Here is an 18,442-nt window from a genome sequence, read left to right on the forward strand (position 1 = left end):
CATTGATTGTCTGAGTTATTGATAAGTTCTGAATTAAGTTGGCGAATTTGTTTTTGATAAGCTAGAGCGTCCAACTTGTTAATATCATAGTGAGTTTTTCTTTATCGCTTAACGGTTAGTCTTAATTTGTTTGAATTAATAACAAAGTGGTGTTGTTACGCGCACTTCGGTGAGGACATGCCTTATTCAATACATTCCACAACATTTGGAGAGATGGCTTTAAAGACAAACGCAAAACTGGCAGCCTATCGTTCAGACATCGGAGAGGTTGAGAGACAGCATGATCACCATTGAACGGTATTCCAAGGCATGGGAACAAGAGGCGAAAGGGTTACGTGTTAGTGCCGATCAGGAGGTATTCACGGTTAGCAGTGTGGTGGAAACGGTATCAGTGCTGTCTTCGCAAGAGCACCCTTTCCTGATTTTGATGGATGGTAAGCCAGTTGGTTTTTTCCTGTTGGACTTGGCGTATTCAAGTACAGTTGATTTTGCCGCTGACGATACGATTGGTATACGCGCGCTGCTTATCGACGAGCGTTATCAAGGACAAGGGATTGCGAAACAAGCGATTTGCTCCCTCCCAGCGTTTGTTCAGCGTACCTATCCACACTGCAATCGCCTGCAATTGACCGTCAACTGCAGAAATGAAGCAGCATACCGCTGTTACCTAAAATGTGGTTTTGAAGACACGGGGGAGTGCTATCTCGGTGGTCCTGCGGGTCCTCAACACATTATGCAGCGAGAGCTCTAGTTGGTAAAAAGGCGATCAAAAAAGGGTGCGAGGGCACCCTTTTTATACTGATAGCCGGCTATTTATCTGACCAAACCGCAAATTCGTTACCACTGGGCTCTCTGAAATGAAAACGTCGGCCGCCAGGGAAAGTGAAAATAGGCTTAACAATTTCTCCGCCAGTTTGACGAATGTTGGTTTCAGTTTGTTCCAATCGTTCGCTGTAGAAAACGACTAGGGCACTCCCAACATCCGTGTCCGCATGTTTTTCAGAACGGAAAAAACCACCATCTAATCCTGCGTCGGAGAAGGCTGTGTAATCTGGGCCGTAGTCGGTAAATGTCCAGCCAAAGGCCTGAGAGAAAAAGGATTTTGTTGCGAGCAGATCGGTTGCGGGAAATTCAACATAGTTGATTTTGCCGTGCTGATTCATTGGGTTACTCCAAGATTCGGCATTCGCGGTATGCCACAATAGCGTGTCGCTTTTCAGCCGTGTGACGGCCGCTTTGCCTCTACGAATTGACTGTATTCAGCATAGAGAAAAATAGGGGAATTCACTGGGAGCCAAGGCACTTTCTGAGCAAGCTGCAACGTTATTTAAACATTCTCAATGCGAAGTGGTGACAAAGTGCGAACTCCTCAAGCAACGAGATTGGTGTTTCAGCAATATCTTGGATTAACCACAAAATTAGAAAGGCTAAATGAATAGAATCACTGTCTCACGGCTGCTTTAAACACCAAGGATATTCAAGCAAAGTGCAGGGCATGACGCATTTTTCAAGGCGATAAAATAAACGCCATCTAACTGTCATTGGGTTGTCACCCGAAACGACAAAGGTATGCCCCTTTAAATGGTGTTAAAGGAGTGAACCCATGCGTATGCAGCGCAATCTATTGCTTTCTCTGTTGGCGGTATCTGTCAGTGCCAGTGTGCAAGCAAGCGAAAGCCAATCTTTTCAGCGGATCAGTGCGTTCCCAACGGCGAACAACATTCCACCGGGTGTTGAGAAAACCCACGAAAGCTCAGCTGAAATCATTGCCGCGAGTGATGATGGCAATACCTTGGTTTACTCCGATAGCCCGTTGAGTGGTATCGGTATTGTTGATATTTCCAATCCGAAGATGCCCAAGGGCAAAGGTTTTGTCACGCTCGACGGGGAGCCAACCTCCATCGCCATTTTCGGCGACACCTTTATTGCAGGTGTGAACACCTCAGAAAGCTACACCCAGCCTTCGGGTTATCTTGTTCAACGCGCGCTTGATGCCTCAACCCAAGTCGCCAAGTGTGATTTAGGCGGTCAACCTGATTCCGTTGCGATTGCAAAAGATGGCAGCTTTGTCGCGGTGGCGATTGAAAACGAGCGCGATGAAGACCTCAACGACGGCGTATTGCCGCAGTTTCCTGCGGGGCACTTGGCACTCGTGCCAATGAAAAAGGGGTTGCTCGAATGTGAAGCGCAAAAGAAAGTAGCCCTGACAGGGCTTGCAGGTATTGCGCCGCAAGATCCTGAACCTGAGTTTGTCGACATCAACAGCAAGGGTGAAGTGGTTGTGACCTTGCAGGAAAACAACCACATTGTGCTGGTGGATGGCAAAACAGGCAAAGTGATGAACGACTTCCCGGCTGGCGAGGTTGATCTTACGAACGTTGATTTGGACGAAGAGCGTGCGCTGACGTTTGATGGCGAACAACTGGCAAGAAAGCGCGAACCGGATGCGGTTAAATGGCTTGATGATGACCGCTTTGTGATTGCCAACGAAGGTGATTACGAAGGTGGTTCTCGCGGCTTCACCATTTTCAACAAGGCGGGTGAAGAGCTTTATGAGTCTGGGCTCGATTTCGAATATCGCGTCGCGATGGCGGGTCACTATCCGGAAAAACGCTCCGGCAATAAGGGTGCGGAGCCAGAAGGGTTGGAAGTCGGTACGTATAACGGTGAGCGTTATATTTTCGTCTTGTCAGAGCGCGGCTCTGTGGTTGGAGTGTATCGCGACACTGGCAAGGCTCCTGAATTCATCCAGCTTTTGCCGTCAGGTATTGCCCCTGAATCTGCTGTGGCGATCCCAAGTAGAAACCTTCTGGTAACGGCGAATGAAAAAGACTTGATTGAAGATGGCGGTGCTCGCGCGCATGTCATGGTGTATGCATTAGAAGATGCTGAGTCTGCCTACCTCAAATTGAATCTGTGATGGTTGACGGGCGACCAATCGGTTGGGGAGCATTGTCAGGCCTCGTGGCAGACGCTTCCGATGACAACATCCTTTATGCTGTGAACGACAGCTTTTACAAAGCGCAGCCTTCGATCTTCAAGATTGATGCATCATCCTTACCCGCGAAAATCACCGCGCGTATTCCGGTAATGCGTGATGGTAAACCTGCGAAGAAACTGGATTTGGAAGGTATTACCACTGATGGAAACAGCGGCTTTTGGCTGGCGTCAGAAGGACGTACTGACAAAGGAATTCCTCATGGGCTGTATCGCACCGATGCCAAAGGTAACATTGTGGAAACCGTCGCTTTCCCTTCTGAGTTAATGGCAGTAGAGAAGCGTTATGGCGCAGAAGGCATCACCCGAGTTGGCGACAATCTTTGGATTGCCATTCAGCGCAGCTGGAAAGATGACCCTGAAAACACCGTGAAGTTGGTGCAATACAACACCAAAACCGGCGATTGGAAAGCGGTACGTTATCCTACTGATGCGGCTACAAAAGGCTGGGTAGGGCTGTCTGAAATTACCACGTACGACGGTGCGCTTTACCTTATTGAGCGTGATAACCAAATTGGTGAGGCAGCAAAGGTGAAGCAACTGACCCGTGTGCTTTTGTCAGACATCTCGCCAGCTTCGTTAGGTGGCGCATTGCCGCTGGTGAAAAAAGAGGTGGTGTACGATTTCATCCCTGATCTCCAAGCGCAAGGCGGTTATGTCACTGACAAGATTGAAGGTTTCGCGATAACCAAAGATGGCCGCGCTTTTGCTGTGACCGACAATGACGGCGTGGATGATAGCAGCGGTGAAACCTTCTTCTTTGCTTTAAAGCAAGATGGTAAGCCCTTAGATTTCGCCACACTGAGACCGTAAAGCGAGAAGAAACTCAGCCTTTAAGAAAACGCCGGTACAGTGACCGGCGTTTTTTCGTTTTACAGATCGAATTGATAAAGCCAAAGGTCGTTGAAGCGTCCTTGAATCTTTGCGGCATTCCGCTCTCTACCGATATATCGAAAGCCTGTTTTGGCGAGTACCTTTTGTGAGCCGATGTTGTGCGGTGTGGTTTTTGCCAGCATATAGTCCACATCTAACTCATCTTTGCACACAGCTATCAGAGCCTGTACTGCCTTGGTGGCAATCCCTTTTCCAACGGCTTGCTCACAGACTCGATAGCCAATCACAGCGTGGTCGTCGCGAATCTCATTGATGTTTGCCCGTCCGACAATGCGCTGTTGTTCATCCACCATCACAAACAGTCGGTGAGTAAGGTTGCTTTGCAGTTCAAGTGCGGTGTGCGTTGCTCGCGTTAGCCCATGCAAGTCAAAAAAATGTGGCGGACGAGGTGCAATGTAACGTTCAAACCATGCTCTGTTTTTGATTTCAAAGTTGAGCAAGGCCTCACAGTGTTCGAGAGAAAGTGGCTCAAAAATACAGATGGTCATGTTGAATTCAGACAAAGGAAAAGAAGCCAGATAGTGAAGGCTTTACTGGCGAAGTCGAAAAATCGTCACATTTTCTGCGATGCATCTCAAGGAAGTGCGACGGTTTTTACATTGTAAACCAAAGAGATAAGCCACCGAAATCGCCGTCGAATCGCTTTCTGTCCAAACCTTACAAAAATGTATAGTTCAGGAAAACTTGTCGCAAATTGATGTGGGTAAAGTACACACATCGACAGGGAACAAGCCTTGTCGGGTTAACACCCAATACGAGGAAAGAATGATGAAAAAGTCTAACGTTTTTAAACCTGCTGCTGTTGCTCTGGTATTTGGTATGACAGCGTTTACCGCTTACGCAAGCGATGCACCAAAGTCGATGAATGAAGATGCAGTCTCGTTACTGCAAGCGGTTGAAATTGCAAAAAACAGCACGGGTGCAACACCGTTCGAAGCAGAACGTGATGTTGAAATGGGCCAAGCGATTTATGAAATCGAACTGATTGGCAAAAATGGCGAAGAAATTCACTCTGTCATTAACGCACAAACCGGCGAAGTGATCCTGACTCAGCAACGTCGCGACCAAGACGACCAACTGGAAAACGCACTTTGGTTGTCTGGCGTGAATGGCGGCAAATACCTGTCACTGGAAAGTGCTGTGCAGCAAGCTGAAGCGGAGTTTGGTGGTAAAGCGTGGAGCGTAGCGATGGAAGATGACCACAACAACGTCTCTTACGAAGTCGAAATGCTGAACGCTAATGGCAAGCGCGTGGAAACTGAAATCAACGCGATGGCACCAGTGAAGTCGTAATCTCATTGAACAAATGACAAGCGTCACTGAGTTAACCTATTCACGATTCAGGGTGTCAGCAGACATCCTATGGAGAGCTTTACAATGACAAATACAAACAAAACATCACGAATTTGGATACGTGCAAAAACACTAGCGAAACAAGTACGTGAAAACGGCCTAGGCTTGGTTGTTGGTGTGGTAACTTTCTCGCTGTTTTTCATGATGGGACTGGTTACACTGGGTGCATGTCTGTTTGCCGGCGTTGCCGCAGTCATCATCGCGAAGTGGCATGAATACAAAGCGAAAAATGATGTCGCCAACCCAGTAAACAACACCGAAGAACCTATTGCAGCGGCGTAACCCGCTGCAAACTTATTTCAAATCGAGAGAGATAAAGAATGCGCGTACTATTGGTAGAAGATGATGTCAGTCTCAGCAGCTTTGTTGAAAAAGGGCTGAAGGAAGCTGGGCATCAAGTCGAAGTTGCCGATAATGGAAAATACGCCCTCTCGCTTTGTATGGCGGAGCAATATGACGTTGCGATTGTCGACCGCATGTTGCCGGGACTGGATGGCCTGTCACTGGTTAAAGCACTGCGTGCGGCACAAGTCGGTACGCCGATTCTGTTTTTAACCTCTTTGGGCGGCGTTGATGACCGTGTTGAAGGGTTAGAAGCTGGTGGTGATGATTACCTCACCAAGCCTTTTGCTTTCTCAGAACTGCTGGCACGCGTGACCGCACTTTCCCGCCGTGCTGTGTTGAAATCAACAGAGACCAAACCTGAACTCGCCTATGGCGATGTGGTGCTGAATTTGTTCGAGCATACGGCAACGCGCCAAGGCACACCACTTGATTTACAACCGAAAGAATTTCGTATTTTAGAGCTGTTCCTGCGTCATCCGGGGAGAGTCATTACTCGCACAATGTTGCTTGAGCATGTGTGGGATATTCATTTTGATCCACAAACCAGCGTGGTTGAAACGCACATCAGCCGTTTGCGTAATAAGCTGGAGAAGCCGTTTGGCGACACCCTTATTCAAACCGTCCGTGGTGCTGGCTACAAGTTAGATCGTAAAGATAACGGGGAGGGATAATGAAAGCCTCCCTTGAACGTAAAAAAGCGCGCCTATCTTCTGCGCTTTCTTTTAGCAACGTGATAAAGAAAATGCCACTGTGGATGAAAAGCTCTGCCATGCAGCAGGGGCTGATGTTCGGCGCCGTCTCCATTTTTAGTTTGATATTGATGGCGTCGGTAACGCTGTTATATGTCGACTACGAACTTGGCAATCAAAACAAAGAAATCGTCAAAGAATCCCGTGAGCTTGTGCAAGGACAAAACAAGCACATAGATGATGACCCGATTGAAGACGATGAAATCATGGCTGTGCTGACGTCCGGGTTTGTTTTGGCGGGTGTGTTGGTGTCGCTGTTTTCGGCAGTGATTGTGACGGCACTTAGCCGCCACAGCCAAAAGCGCATTACTCGCATTGAATCTGTGTTGAATGCCGCGGCAGAGGGCGATTTGTCTGTGCGAACGGGTGAGAAGCACACCATTAACGATCTGGCGCGAATTTCTGTGTCTGTTGACGAAATGCTGTCACGGCTGGAAGGCTCTGTGGCGGCGATGAGCGACATTTCTGCCAATATTGCCCATGAGCTGAAAACGCCAATTACGCGCCTTCGTCATAATTTGCTAACATTGCGCGATGAAGCAGACGCATCGCCACAGGCGCACACAGATGCCTTTCTCAATGAGTTGGATAACGCCTTGGAGGACTCTCAAAGGCTGGCGACCATTTTTGATGCCTTATTGCGTATCTCTCAGATTGAGTCGGGCGCGCGCCGTAGCCGATTCAGCGAAATCGATCTGACGCAGGTTGTTGGCACCGTGGCAGAAATTTACGAGGATGTGGCTGAAGACGCGGGTATGACGCTATCAGTCCAAAATGCTGAAGCACCGCTTTTGTTGCAAGGTGACAGGGAGCTTCTTATTCAGCAAATCGCGAACTTGATTGAAAACGCGCTTCGTTATTGTCCTGAGGGCAGCCAGATCACGCTAGGTTGCGGAGAAGATGCGGATGCAATGTGGATCAGCGTGGAAGACAACGGCCCGGGTATTCCAGAGAGCGAAAAGGCTAGGGTGTTTGAGCGTCTATACCGGGTAGATAAGAGCCGAACCGATGGTGGATTGGGGCTCGGGTTGTCGTTGGCGAAAGCGGTCGCTGGGCTTCACCATGGTTCTATCACCCTCCACGATTGTCATCCAGGCCTTGGCGTTAAAGTGACTCTACCTGTCGAACAGAGGTAAAATGACTATACCCAGATAACCTTAAAACGAACGGCTTTTGCCAGCGATATACGGTTATTTGGCGTGATAACCCAAGGGCAAGGTAGAACAAAAAATGTATAAAAATAAAGTGGTTGTGATTACCGGTGGCAGCGGCGGCATCGGTGCGGAGTTGGTGAAGGCATACGCCGAGTTGGACGCTACGGTTATCTGTCTGGATATCGTGGGCGGTGACTATAAGCGTTGCCACTATTTTCTGACTGATCTTGGCAAGAAAGAAGAAGTCGTCGCGGCGTTTGCCACCATCAAAGCCCAGTTTGGTGCAGTGCACGTGCTTATCAATAATGGTGCAATTTCCACGTTTAATAAGCCCGTTGATACGCTTACGCCTGAAGAGTTTGCCAATGTGATCAACGTAAATTTGGTTGGTGCATTCACTTGTGTCAGCGAGTTTATTTCGGCAAACGAAGGACAAGATTACGGTCGCATCGTCAACATCTCTTCCACGCGTTGGCATCAAAATGAAGCGGGCTGGGAAGCATACGGTGCATCAAAAGGCGGGCTGGTATCGCTGACCAATTCATTGGTGGTGTCCCTGTCCAACACGCCTATCACGGTCAACGTAGTGAGCCCAGGCTGGATCCAGTCGGCAGACTATGATGCGCTCCGAGACATTGACCACAAACAGCACCCGTCAGGGCGTGTTGGAAGACCGAAAGATATCGTTAACGCTTGTCAGTTCCTGACGCATCCAGACAATGATTTCGTCAATGGTGCGAATATTCTTGTCGATGGCGGCATGACGAAAAAGATGATTTACCAAGATTGATGAATGAACGAAAAACGGCACCTCAAGGGTGCCGTTTTTGTTAGATTTTTCCTTCGTTGAAGTCCTTTTGGAAGTAGAGAACTTTCTGAAGGTAGCGACGCGCTTCGCCTTTCGGGTGTTTCGTCGTGAGTTTGTCGTAAACCTGTTTCGGCGAGTGACGGTTTAATTCCACCATGGCTTGTTTGCGATCTGGGTGGAAGGTAGCAAGTACACCGCCCGTACCGCCGTTATACGCTGAAATCATACTGAAGTGCTTTGATGAAGCGTTCTTCACATCTCTCAGGTAACGGGTCTTCAGGATATGAAGATACGCCGTGCCTGTGTCGATATTGTTGGCAGGATCGAACAGGTATTCTTTAGTTGGCATGCCCGGCTTTTTCTTCACCAGATTAAACACGTCAGCACCCGCTGTTTTTGGAATCACCTGCATCAACCCATACGCACCCGCATGACTAACCGCATACGGGTTAAAACTGCTCTCGGTTTTAATCACCGCGTAAATCAGATCTTCTGGGATGTCATAGCGTTTTGATGCATCACGGACGAAGTGGGCGTATTGGTATTCACGCTGTTCAAGGTGGTCTTTCACCATGTCAATTTCGACGTAATACGCCGTGCCCGTTTTGATTTTCTTGCTATGAAGCTTGTTGGCAATCAAGTAATCGGCAAAGCGGTTTGCACGCCATTCCCATTCAATGGATTTGCCTTCTTGATCGACAATTTGGCCAAGGAAGAAAGGCTTGCCGTTAAGCTGAATGTCCTTGTCCGTAAATTGCTCGGCGTACTTTGGGTCGGCTGGCATTAACACGGTTTGAACAATGGCTTTTTGCAGCTTTTCCTTCGGCTGGTATTGCGACACGGTAGAAACGTAGATCTTGCCCGCTTCAAAGTCGATGTGCGCGCGAGTTTGGTACCCGTCGAGGTACTTAACGAAACGGTGCTTGCTGGACTCGACGTAATCGTCTTCACCCCATTGCTTAACGGCTTCTTTGGCTAAATAGCTAAACAAAGCGGCAATGGCCTTTTTATTGCTGTCAGAGACGGCTTCGCTGGTAGGTGGTTGGCTGCTGGAGCAATCGCACTCCGGCGGCTCGGTGGTGGAACAGCCTGCAAGCATCATGGCAGACAATAAGAGAGCGGCTTTTTTCATCGTATGTCGCGTACTTCTTTTTCTGGGAAAGCGTGAAAAGCTTAGCGATGGGTATAAAGGATAGAGGCGACGATGCTATGCAATACCTTAAGAAAAACAAAGCAATTTCTTTGATATTCGTTGGGAAGTGCTCGTTTCAGAGCACTTTGTCGACGATATAGCGTGCAATAGGGAAACAGGACGTCGCAGCTGGGGATGGCGCATTGCAAACCACCAAGGTGCGCTTGGTTTGATGGAACAGAAAATCATCGACCATTTGTCCGTCAGGATAGACGGCTTGCGCGCGGATCCCTGATGGGTAACTTTGCAGATCGGACACGGTCAGAGAAGGACAGTACTTTTGTACCTCTTTCAGATAGCCGCCTTTCCAAAGGCCATTTCGCACTTCCTTAGCGGCAGATTTTAAATGTTTTCCAATCACCTTGTAGAAGCCGGAGTACTGCAGCATTTCCGCTGTGTCTTTGGCAGAAAACGATAAACGTCCATACCCTTCACGCGCCAAACTCAACACCGCATTGGGTCCCACTGTCACTGAGCCATCAATCATCTTTGTCAGATGTACACCCAGAAACGGCAATGACGGGTCAGGGATCGGGTAGATAAGGCTATTGATGATGGTGTTGTGTTCCTTTGGTAGCTGGAAATAGTCACCGCGAAAAGGGATGATCTTGAAGGAAGGCTCTTCGCCCATTAACCGGACGATGCGATCAGACATCACCCCAGCACACGAAATCACTTTATCCGCATGAACGGTATGACTGCCCGCCACCACGGTGACTCCCTCGTTCGACTCTTTAATGTATTCGACAGGGCTATCGAAAAGAACACTTCCGCCTTTTTCCTTGATCATGCTTTCGAGTTTTTGGCAGATCTGCAAGTAACTGACGATGCCCGTTGAGGGGACAAAGATGGCTCCGAGTCCTTGAATATTTGGTTCTTTTTCTTGGAGTTGATCTTGGGTCAGTACCTCAAATTCAAGGGCGTTCTCGGTTGCGCGTTGAATCAATCCGTCCATACGAGACAGCTCTGCGTTTGAGGTGGCGACAAGCAACTTGCCGCACTCGTCGAACGGAATGTCATGCTCTTGGCAGAAGGCTTTGATGGCGATGTTGCCTTCTTTGCAAAACGTCGCCTTGAGGCTGTTGGGTGTGTAATACACACCTGCGTGGATGACGCCACTGTTGCGACCGGTTTGATGGCACGCGACGGATTGTTCTTTATCAACCACCACGACGCGCTTGTCGGGATCGCGTTGCTGAATTTCATTCGCAACGCTCAATCCGACGATTCCAGCACCGATGATCAAATAGTCGCAGTTCACCATGACGTTTCCCTCGTTCGCTTGCCCGCAGTTGATTGAACGTGAATTAGGAAACAAAGAAAAGTCAGAGCACAGTATTTTGCTGCATCAACTCACTGATTTATGGGTATCAGGTAAGAACTGTAAGCCAGCTTGGGATGAAGAAATGACTTTCACCAAGGAAACGGGCGGACCAAAGATTGGGCCTTGGGTGTAGCTTAATCCCAGACTTCTAACCGCGTCGAGTTCTTGGTTTTGTCGAACATCTTGCGCCACCGTCGGAATATTCAGCAGTTCACTGATTTGTTGGATAGACTCGGCAATCTGGCGATTGAGTTGGTTGTTGGCAATATGGCCTGTGATACCGCCATCGAGTTTAACGAGTGACACGTTGAAATTTTTCAGCAAGTTAACGGACGCCAATTCTGACCCAAACTTGTCGACAGCAATCAGACACCCTGCGTCCCTAAATTTTGCAACCGTCTTCGTCGCCGTTTCAGGCTCTGTGATTAGTGTCCCTTCCTCTATCTCGATGCAAAGTCGGCGGGTTGGGATCACTGACTGGTCAATGATGTCGATAAGCTCATCAACAAGTTGGTCGTTGTAAAATGCTGACAGCGACAATTTCAACGCGATATTGAGTCCGGCTTCATTCAGTTTCTCGCCTTGTATCAACAAGGTCTCTTTAAATGCCCAACATTCAATATCGTTCAATTTACTGCCTGTCTCTAACCCGTTGAGATATTTTCCAGGCTCGATAAGTTGGCCGTCTTCCGTCACTAAATGAGCTTGAATCTGATACCAGTAAGGAAGGCCTTCTTCATTGGGCACCATAGGCGCGCACAACAGGCTATAGGCCGACTGTTTAATTGCGTCATCAATATGCTGCAAGACGTTTTCGCCAGTACTGATAGGCTCACTGTTGGCTGGCTCTTGGTATATCACTATTGGCGTGTCCGCATTTTTCTGTGCCGAAAGCAGCGCGATCTCTGCTTGCTCAAGCAGCATATACGGATGTGTTTTAGCCTCATTTGCAGCGGTGATGCCGACCAGTGCCATCAACTGAATGCTCGTTGATGCTTCTCGGTAGCATAAGTGGTTCAATTTTTCGGCGATGTCTTTGGTCACTTTCTCTGCGCCAGCGACATCACATCCTCGCAGAAGGAGGGCGAAACTGAGATCGTCAATGCGGGCAAGGAGATCGTTTTTCCGAATGGAAGACTGGATTAACAAGGATGCGGATTTGGAGACCTGATCCAACACCATCATAGGCAAGGTATCGCAAAGCGGATTCGCCGGTTTAAGCCTGAATACGGCCAGCGCATGCTCGCCATGTTTTAAGCTCAGCTCCTGAATATGTCCGCGCAGAGCGATATCAAGCCCCTGTCGGTTCATCAAGCCAGTGTGCATGTCATGGGTTGCACCGTATGTCAGTTTGTTGCGAAGTGCCTCAGAGCTAGATACATCCCTGACAGATACCACCCAGCCTACGTCGTAGTGTGCAGCGTTAGACAAAGGTGTGATGGTGAGGTGAACGAGCAGCTTTTCCCCTTCTGGCGTGTTGACGGCCACATCCTGCTGTATCGGATTTGCATCAGTCACACTCACTGGGAGGAAGTCGCTGAACGGTTTGAGCGTGCCGTGATGCTCAAACTGCACATAGTCGTCTAATGGCTGACCGACCATCGCTTCGTTGATGCCAAGCATGACGGAACAGGTGGGATTGATGTGCGTAACACAGAGCGAGCTGTCGAGTGTTAAATAACCCTCAGTCACAGGACTCGGAGAGGAAGCATAGTTGTCTTCTTGTGGGGTTGGGTGGACGGCGTTGTAAGATCTCGCCGAATGCACACCAATAATTCGGCGATTATCAATGCGATACGCTGCAATGAAGAAGCGTTTATTCGGCAGGTCTTCAAAGGTGACCCGAAAAGAAGCTTCGACCAACTGACCCAGAGGTTGCTCGGGTGACAGCAGGTTATCGAGTTTGTAAGTGTCATCCGCCAGTAGGCGAGACTTCCAATGGAACACGTCCATCGCTTGCCCGTTTTCGAGATGATAATCCGCATACATCCGAGCATCCCAGATAAGCTCTTGGGTCTCGGTGTTAAACTCCCAGATGCCAAACTTTCCTACCTCGGCAGCCAGTAATGTCCGTTCTGAGGCGAAGGTGATTTCTTCAATCGCTGATTTTTGCTCGGAAATGTCGGTAATGGTGCCGATAACGGTTTTATTGAAGCCGCTTTCATCTTTCGTCAGCGGTTGGCAACTGTCTCTGACCCAGTGATACACCTGATTGTCGTCCATCAGACGGTATTCAATCGTGACGGGCGTCTCTCCAATCTTGCTGATGCTTCGCTGGTATTCAGCGAGATCTTTAGGATGAATGCGCGCCATCCACTCATAAAGCCGATGAACGGCATGAGGTGAGATATTGAGTACGTCCTGAACGTTGTCGGAGAAGGAAATGTATTTGGTATGACATTCAAGCTCGTAAACAGTGAGGCGGTTTATACCCAACGCGAAGGAAAACTTGGTGGACCAAATTTGACGCTCAGTTTCGATGCGCTTTTCTGCATCAATGTTCTGGATTTGGTAGATGAAGTGGAGTGGCTCTTTCGTCCATGTATCGCGCACGACGGTCGCTGACACTTTTGCCCAAAACACCTCTTTGCTTTTCTTTAGAAAACGCAGCTCTTTTTGGTAGCTATCTACTGCTCCCGTCTTGAGTTGATAAACACTGGCATCAATGGAGTCTCTGTCGCTCGGGAACAACATTTGTTTGAACGTGCGCGTCGAGAGCTCTTCTTGCTCGAACCCTGTTAAGTCAATAAAGCTTTTGTTGGCGTTGACCAACCGTCCTTCGGGTTCTGCCATCACCATACCGATGACCGATGCATTCATCGCGTTTGAAAACAGCGCAGCCTTCTCTTCACTTTCTTTTCGCGTTTGCCGCAATGCCGATGAGCTAACGATGAGCCACGTACCCAAAATCATGGCGGCGGCGATGGGAATCAGCAGTTGTGTCACGATCATTGTGCTAGGAGACAGTGAGAGAGCGAGTATGTGCTCCACCAACAAGATATTCAGGGTTACAGAAATGATAAAGGTGGTGATAAACGCAGACATGCGATCGAGCAAAGCACCCGCCAAAGTTATCGCAATGGCAATTTCGATGAAGGGGAAGGGAACAAACTTTAAGAAAACGCCAGAGCCTACGACGATGAGCGCAGAGACCAGCATCGCATTGGGTTTGGTGAAGCTTTTCGGATACTCGTTTGACCGTCTAGCAACCAAATACACCATGGGCGTGATGGACAAAATACCAATGACATCACCGAGATACCACCCAATTGCGATGTCGATGAAGTTGCCGTTCAAGACATAATGTAAAGATGCTCCGCCTATCAAAGTGCCACTCAAGGGCGCGAGCACAACGACAGTGATAAAGAAGGTGGCAAATGAGCGAGAGCGAGAAAACGGATTGGTGACAGCACCTGCTTTGTCTAGACAGTAAGTGCCTGTTGCGACGGTAAAAGAGTTGGCCGTGGCAAGTAACATCGCCAGTATCAACGTGTCTCCGAACACCAAGTTGGCGAGTGTGATAGCAACAAAGGCTGAGAGTAAAAGCAGCGGCCACTGTTTTTTTGGAGAGAGCGTGATCGCAGCGATGGCAAAGCCATTGGTGTACCAGATAAAGGCGGCACTGTCGGGTTGGCGAAGGAGATAAATGCCAAAGAGTGCGAAGATCAAGCAGCCCAAGAAGACAAAGATGCTTCGCGACAGCAAAGCATCTTCGGGAAAGCGATCGACAATGCGCATTGAGTTCTCAGACATATCTGATGTTCTATTTGTACCGTGTTATTGGGGATAAACAGAAACTTCATATCCTGAGCTACTCTTTTGGTTTGCTCAGGTGCGAGGAGCAAAAAGCCCTCATTATCTAAAAGCTTAGACTATGTCTTATTGTTGAGTGAACCTATCTGCTAATTGTTCGCTGAGCACATTCAGCTCATCTATTGTGAGGTCATAGCTCGTTGTATTTCAGAGACTTGCCAAAACACTTTTCAACTGGGTATTTCGCTTTGTTCAAAGCGATTTTTCGGTCGCAAGCCGCTTCTAAATCGATGTGACATTTCTCTGCCAAGCGCAGTAAGTACAACTGAATGTCAGCCAATTCGTGCGCCAGTGCTTCTTGTTTATCTGCCGGAAAGTTCTCGGCTTGTTCTGGCGTTAACCATTGGAATAACTCATTAAGTTCACCGACTTCACCGGTTAAGGCCATGACAAGATTTTTAGGGTTATGGAATTGGTCCCAGTCACGCTCTTTGGCAAAGTCGGTCATCTCTTGTTGAAGGCGAGAGAAGGCGTTGGTTTGGTCTGTGTTTTTCATGAATGCATCCGGCTACAGCGAAAAGAAAACAGTGTGGCATGTCATAAGGTGTTTGCAAGTATGAAGATGGGTTGACGAAGATTCGGAAAGCTTGGCGATACACGTCCTATTTTTGTGAAATATAAGACTTTCCTTTTACAGTGAAAGCGAAATGGTCTGAATCCTGTCTATTCTTTTTACAAGGATTTGCATTTGGATAAAGACACATTGAATGACGTAACAGCCACCCTTCTTACCTACTCTCCGGTGACCCTCTTTTTTGCGGTGATTTTGCTGTCTTACCTGTTGGAAGATCTGGCGATTGTGTCTGCAAGCGTGGCGGCTGCGCACGGTGTGATGTCTGTGCCTCTTGCGTTGCTGGCGATTTTCGTTGGTATCGCCAGTGGCGATGTTGGGCTGTATGCACTGGGTATGTGGGCGAGACGATGGCGCGCACTCAGAGGCTTGTTGCTGACAAAACGCAGCGTGCGCTTTATTCGACGGAAACTACGATCACATGCGTTTGGCAATCTCTTCCTCATCCGGTTTATTCCGGGTTTACGTTTTGTCGGCTTCTGTCTTAGCGGTTTTTTCCGTATCCCTTTGCAAACTTTCCTTTTGTCCGTCTTATGTGCAACGGCGTTATGGACCGGCGTTGTGTTTACCTTGGTGTATCAGCTCGGTGAAATCCCTTGGGTACACAAACATTTAAGCTGGGGATTGATCCCCTTTGTTGTTTTGCTGCTCATTGCCATTAATCGCATTGCAGGCAACAAATTAAAGGAGAAAGCGGTTTGCCAAGATTAAAGCTGGTGGATGACCAAATGCTAACGACTATGCCAGTCAATCACGGGATGCCACCTTTAGACATGTCGGGTAAGCCTGTTTCCATGTTCGAGTTTTGGCCGGGGTGGGTGTTTTATGCACCGTGGCGGTGCAATGGGTCTGGTATGGATTGAAATATCGAAGCCTTGGTCTGCCGCTGATTGCAAATCCCACCATTTCTTTGAGTGGCATGGTTGGCGAATCCAAAGACGCCATTCTCTCTCTCGCAGGCGATCAGGCTAAGCAGTGGATACTGCCTTACGTGGCATGGGAAAAGTCACTTTTCCCTCATGAAACTCAGGCACATCAAGCTCTTGCTAAGCTTCATAAAGCGGGTTTGCGCTTTCCGATTGTTGCGAAGCCCGATTTAGGATGTCGCGGTGCCGGCGTGCGCTTGGTTGAAAATAAGCATGAATTGGAAGAATACCTGCGCCTTTTCCCCGTTGGTGCCAAGCTGATTTTACAAGAAAAAGCACCTTACAACGCGGAAGCTGGCGTGTTTTACGTGCGTTATCCGGGCGAAGCGAAAGGGAAAATCTTCTCGCTAACGCTCAAGTACAACCCCTTGGTGGTAGGAGATGGCAAGAAAACTCTGGCCGAGCTTATCGATGATGACCCTCGTGCAGGAAAGTTAAGCCATCTCTACCGCACGAGACATGAAGACAAACTGGATGTTGTGCTCGACAAAGGCGAAGAGTTTCGTTTGGCATTTGCTGGCAGCCACAGTCGAGGTGCAATTTTTAGAAACGGTGCAGATTACATTACGGATGCATTGACCGAAAAATTGGATGAAATTTTTAATGATTTCCCCGGTTTTCATTATGGGCGCATTGATCTCAAGTTCCGCGACATCAAGAGCCTGATGCTGGGCAAAGATTTTGTCATGCTGGAAGTGAACGGTGCCAGCAGCGAAGCCGCGCACATTTGGGATCGCAATGCGTCACTCAAAGATGCGTTTACCACCTTGTTGGATCAGTACCGGATGTTGTTCGAGATTGGTGATAAACAGCGAAGCGCAGGGTGTTCTGTACCGTCGCTGCTAGATTTATACAAAGCATGGCGAAAAGAGAAGGCGTTGGTACAGCATTATCCATCCACCGACTAATGCGACCGCCAACTATGAGCTGATTTTCTATGAAAACAATAATGATGAAGACGCGCTATTTTAAGGGGATCACATGTTAGCGAATGATGCTGCAGGCGAGCAGAATCCACCTCTGCCGTTTGAAGTGGAAGGGTGTTTAGACATCGCCAATCAAGCCAAAGAGCTCTTGGTTCAATTGACGGACGAGCAATATAACTACGTCGCCGCACCGTATCTTCAAAGCTCTATCGGACAGCATATGAGGCATATTCTAGATGTGTTTCATGCTGTGGAAGTGTGGCCGTCTTCCTCCTTCATTGATTACGACAAGAGGCGCCGTCATCACCCGGTTGAGAAACAAAAAGACATTGCGTTGGAAGAGTGGAATGCCATCGAACAGTGGTTGGTAGGTGTGCCTGAGTCTGCACTTTCAAGCCCACTCACGGTGAGCAGTGAAGTGAGCCTTCATCAACAAATGTCACCAGAGTCCGCCTCGACCTTGGCAAGAGAGCTTTCCTTCGTAGCAAGCCATGCGGTTCATCATTTTGCATTGTTGCGCGTCAGTCTGTGTGCGCAAGATATTCCCTCAGATCGCGCTTTTGGGTTGGCACCCGCAACCGCGTCGTATTACCGAAGAGGCAACTAAATGTGCACCGTTAGTTGGATACTCAACACTCGCGGCTATGACGTATTTTTTAATCGCGATGAGCAAAAGGGCAGAGCGATTGCCATTCCACCCAGTTCATTTTCATTGGAAGGCACAGAATGCCTAATGCCGCTTGACCCCGATGGTGGTGGGACGTGGATAGCTACCAACCAATATGGTTTGTCGTTGTGCTTGCTGAATTACTATCAAGGTGATGTCCCTGAGCTTCCGCTTATCAGCCGTGGGCTGTTGGTAAAAATGTTGGCACCCATGGCATCAGTTCCTGAGGTCGTTGCCACGCTAAATAGCCTACATATGGGGTCCTATGCGCCTTTCACCTTGCTACTTTTCGCGCCTGATCTCACCAGTAATCACGGACACGTGATTGCTTTTCAGTGGGACGGTCATGTCTTGACTCAGCGCCCAAGCGTTGAACCCATGATTTCTTCCTCAGTGGCGTTTCAAGAGGTGATGCTCGCCAGACGACAAGCCTACAAAGATTACATGGAGCCAACACCAACCATTGAAAATGCGTGGGCGTTTCACCGAAGTCATGTTCCTGAAGCGGGCTATAAGTCGGTGTGTATGCATCGTGAAGACGCCAATACCGTGAGTTTTACCCACCTGTCCATCACGCCGTGTAACTCGCAAATGCGTTATGTCGATGGCTCGCCATGTGAAAACAAAAAATCGGTGACGACAGAAATTACGCGTAAGTCTTCGTCATTAAAGTGGGTTGCCAGCGATATGTCGGATTGAACACGGGTTTTGAACGAATGGGCG

General features: G+C 48.6%; 15 protein-coding genes and 2 pseudogenes. 11 read left to right on the plus strand and 6 right to left on the minus strand.

The genetic code is table 11. The annotated features are described in order from the left end of the window. The first annotated feature begins 280 nt into the window (after positions 1–280). On the plus strand, positions 281–751 hold the full coding sequence (locus tag ATN88_RS07950; RefSeq protein WP_067413844.1) for a GNAT family N-acetyltransferase: 471 nt from the start codon (positions 281–283) through the stop codon (positions 749–751). A 58-nt stretch (positions 752–809) separates the two neighbouring features. Here the strand turns inward: ATN88_RS07950 and ATN88_RS07955 are convergent, their stop codons facing one another. After that, positions 810–1,163: a VOC family protein gene (locus ATN88_RS07955; protein ID WP_067413847.1), complete on the minus strand. Its 354-nt coding sequence runs from the start codon at positions 1,161–1,163 to the stop codon at positions 810–812. A gap of 440 nt (positions 1,164–1,603) precedes the next feature. On the opposite strand from ATN88_RS07955, the pseudogene ATN88_RS28560 reads away from it, so the two are divergent. Continuing rightward, positions 1,604–3,810 (plus strand): annotated as a pseudogene (locus tag ATN88_RS28560) (esterase-like activity of phytase family protein). A gap of 59 nt (positions 3,811–3,869) precedes the next feature. Here the strand turns inward: ATN88_RS28560 and ATN88_RS07965 are convergent. Beyond that, complete coding sequence (locus ATN88_RS07965; RefSeq protein WP_067413850.1) at positions 3,870–4,379, minus strand: GNAT family N-acetyltransferase; 510 nt, start codon at positions 4,377–4,379, stop codon at positions 3,870–3,872. 280 nt (positions 4,380–4,659) lie between these two features. On the opposite strand from ATN88_RS07965, the gene ATN88_RS07970 reads away from it, so the two are divergent. From ATN88_RS07970 to ATN88_RS07990, 5 genes are all read left to right on the plus strand, one after another. Continuing rightward, entirely contained in the window at positions 4,660–5,184 is a 525-nt protein-coding gene (locus ATN88_RS07970; protein WP_067413854.1) for a PepSY domain-containing protein, read from the plus strand. An 84-nt stretch (positions 5,185–5,268) separates the two neighbouring features. Beyond that, complete coding sequence (locus tag ATN88_RS07975) at positions 5,269–5,526, plus strand: hypothetical protein (RefSeq protein WP_067413860.1); 258 nt, start codon at positions 5,269–5,271, stop codon at positions 5,524–5,526. Positions 5,527–5,564: 38 nt separating this feature from the next. Then, complete coding sequence (locus tag ATN88_RS07980; protein WP_067413863.1) at positions 5,565–6,260, plus strand: response regulator transcription factor; 696 nt, start codon at positions 5,565–5,567, stop codon at positions 6,258–6,260. A gap of 71 nt (positions 6,261–6,331) precedes the next feature. After that, complete coding sequence (locus ATN88_RS07985; protein ID WP_157490685.1) at positions 6,332–7,474, plus strand: sensor histidine kinase; 1,143 nt, start codon at positions 6,332–6,334, stop codon at positions 7,472–7,474. 94 nt (positions 7,475–7,568) lie between these two features. Beyond that, positions 7,569–8,282 (plus strand): SDR family NAD(P)-dependent oxidoreductase, encoded by a 714-nt coding sequence (locus ATN88_RS07990; RefSeq protein ID WP_067413870.1) that lies wholly within the window; start codon positions 7,569–7,571, stop codon positions 8,280–8,282. A 40-nt stretch (positions 8,283–8,322) separates the two neighbouring features. Here the strand turns inward: ATN88_RS07990 and mltC are convergent, their stop codons facing one another. The 4 genes from mltC to ATN88_RS08010 form a co-directional block, all read right to left on the minus strand. Further along, complete coding sequence (mltC, locus tag ATN88_RS07995; RefSeq protein ID WP_067413873.1) at positions 8,323–9,432, minus strand: membrane-bound lytic murein transglycosylase MltC; 1,110 nt, start codon at positions 9,430–9,432, stop codon at positions 8,323–8,325. Positions 9,433–9,568: 136 nt separating this feature from the next. Further along, the gene (gene lhgO, locus ATN88_RS08000) at positions 9,569–10,756 is read right to left on the minus strand and encodes an L-2-hydroxyglutarate oxidase (RefSeq protein WP_067413877.1); all 1,188 of its coding nucleotides are present in this window, start codon (positions 10,754–10,756) and stop codon (positions 9,569–9,571) included. Between the two features lie 84 nt (positions 10,757–10,840). Then, complete coding sequence (locus ATN88_RS08005) at positions 10,841–14,569, minus strand: EAL domain-containing protein (protein WP_067413880.1); 3,729 nt, start codon at positions 14,567–14,569, stop codon at positions 10,841–10,843. Positions 14,570–14,759: 190 nt separating this feature from the next. Further along, positions 14,760–15,125: a nucleotide pyrophosphohydrolase gene (locus ATN88_RS08010; protein WP_067413883.1), complete on the minus strand. Its 366-nt coding sequence runs from the start codon at positions 15,123–15,125 to the stop codon at positions 14,760–14,762. A 207-nt stretch (positions 15,126–15,332) separates the two neighbouring features. Between ATN88_RS08010 and ATN88_RS08015 the strand changes: the two genes are divergently transcribed. From ATN88_RS08015 to ATN88_RS08030, 4 genes and pseudogenes are all read left to right on the plus strand, one after another. Beyond that, on the plus strand, positions 15,333–15,911 hold the full coding sequence (locus ATN88_RS08015) for a DedA family protein (RefSeq protein WP_067414119.1): 579 nt from the start codon (positions 15,333–15,335) through the stop codon (positions 15,909–15,911). A gap of 17 nt (positions 15,912–15,928) precedes the next feature. Further along, positions 15,929–17,034: pseudogene (locus ATN88_RS08020) on the plus strand (D-alanine--D-alanine ligase). A gap of 73 nt (positions 17,035–17,107) precedes the next feature. Further along, positions 17,108–17,659, plus strand: coding sequence for a DinB family protein (locus ATN88_RS08025; protein ID WP_067413888.1), 552 nt, complete (start codon positions 17,108–17,110; stop codon positions 17,657–17,659). Further along, positions 17,660–18,418, plus strand: coding sequence for an NRDE family protein (locus tag ATN88_RS08030; protein WP_067413891.1), 759 nt, complete (start codon positions 17,660–17,662; stop codon positions 18,416–18,418). Positions 18,419–18,442: the final 24 nt, after the last annotated feature.

The organism is Enterovibrio coralii, assembly GCF_001559595.1.
Classification (GTDB): domain Bacteria; phylum Pseudomonadota; class Gammaproteobacteria; order Enterobacterales; family Vibrionaceae; genus Enterovibrio; species Enterovibrio coralii.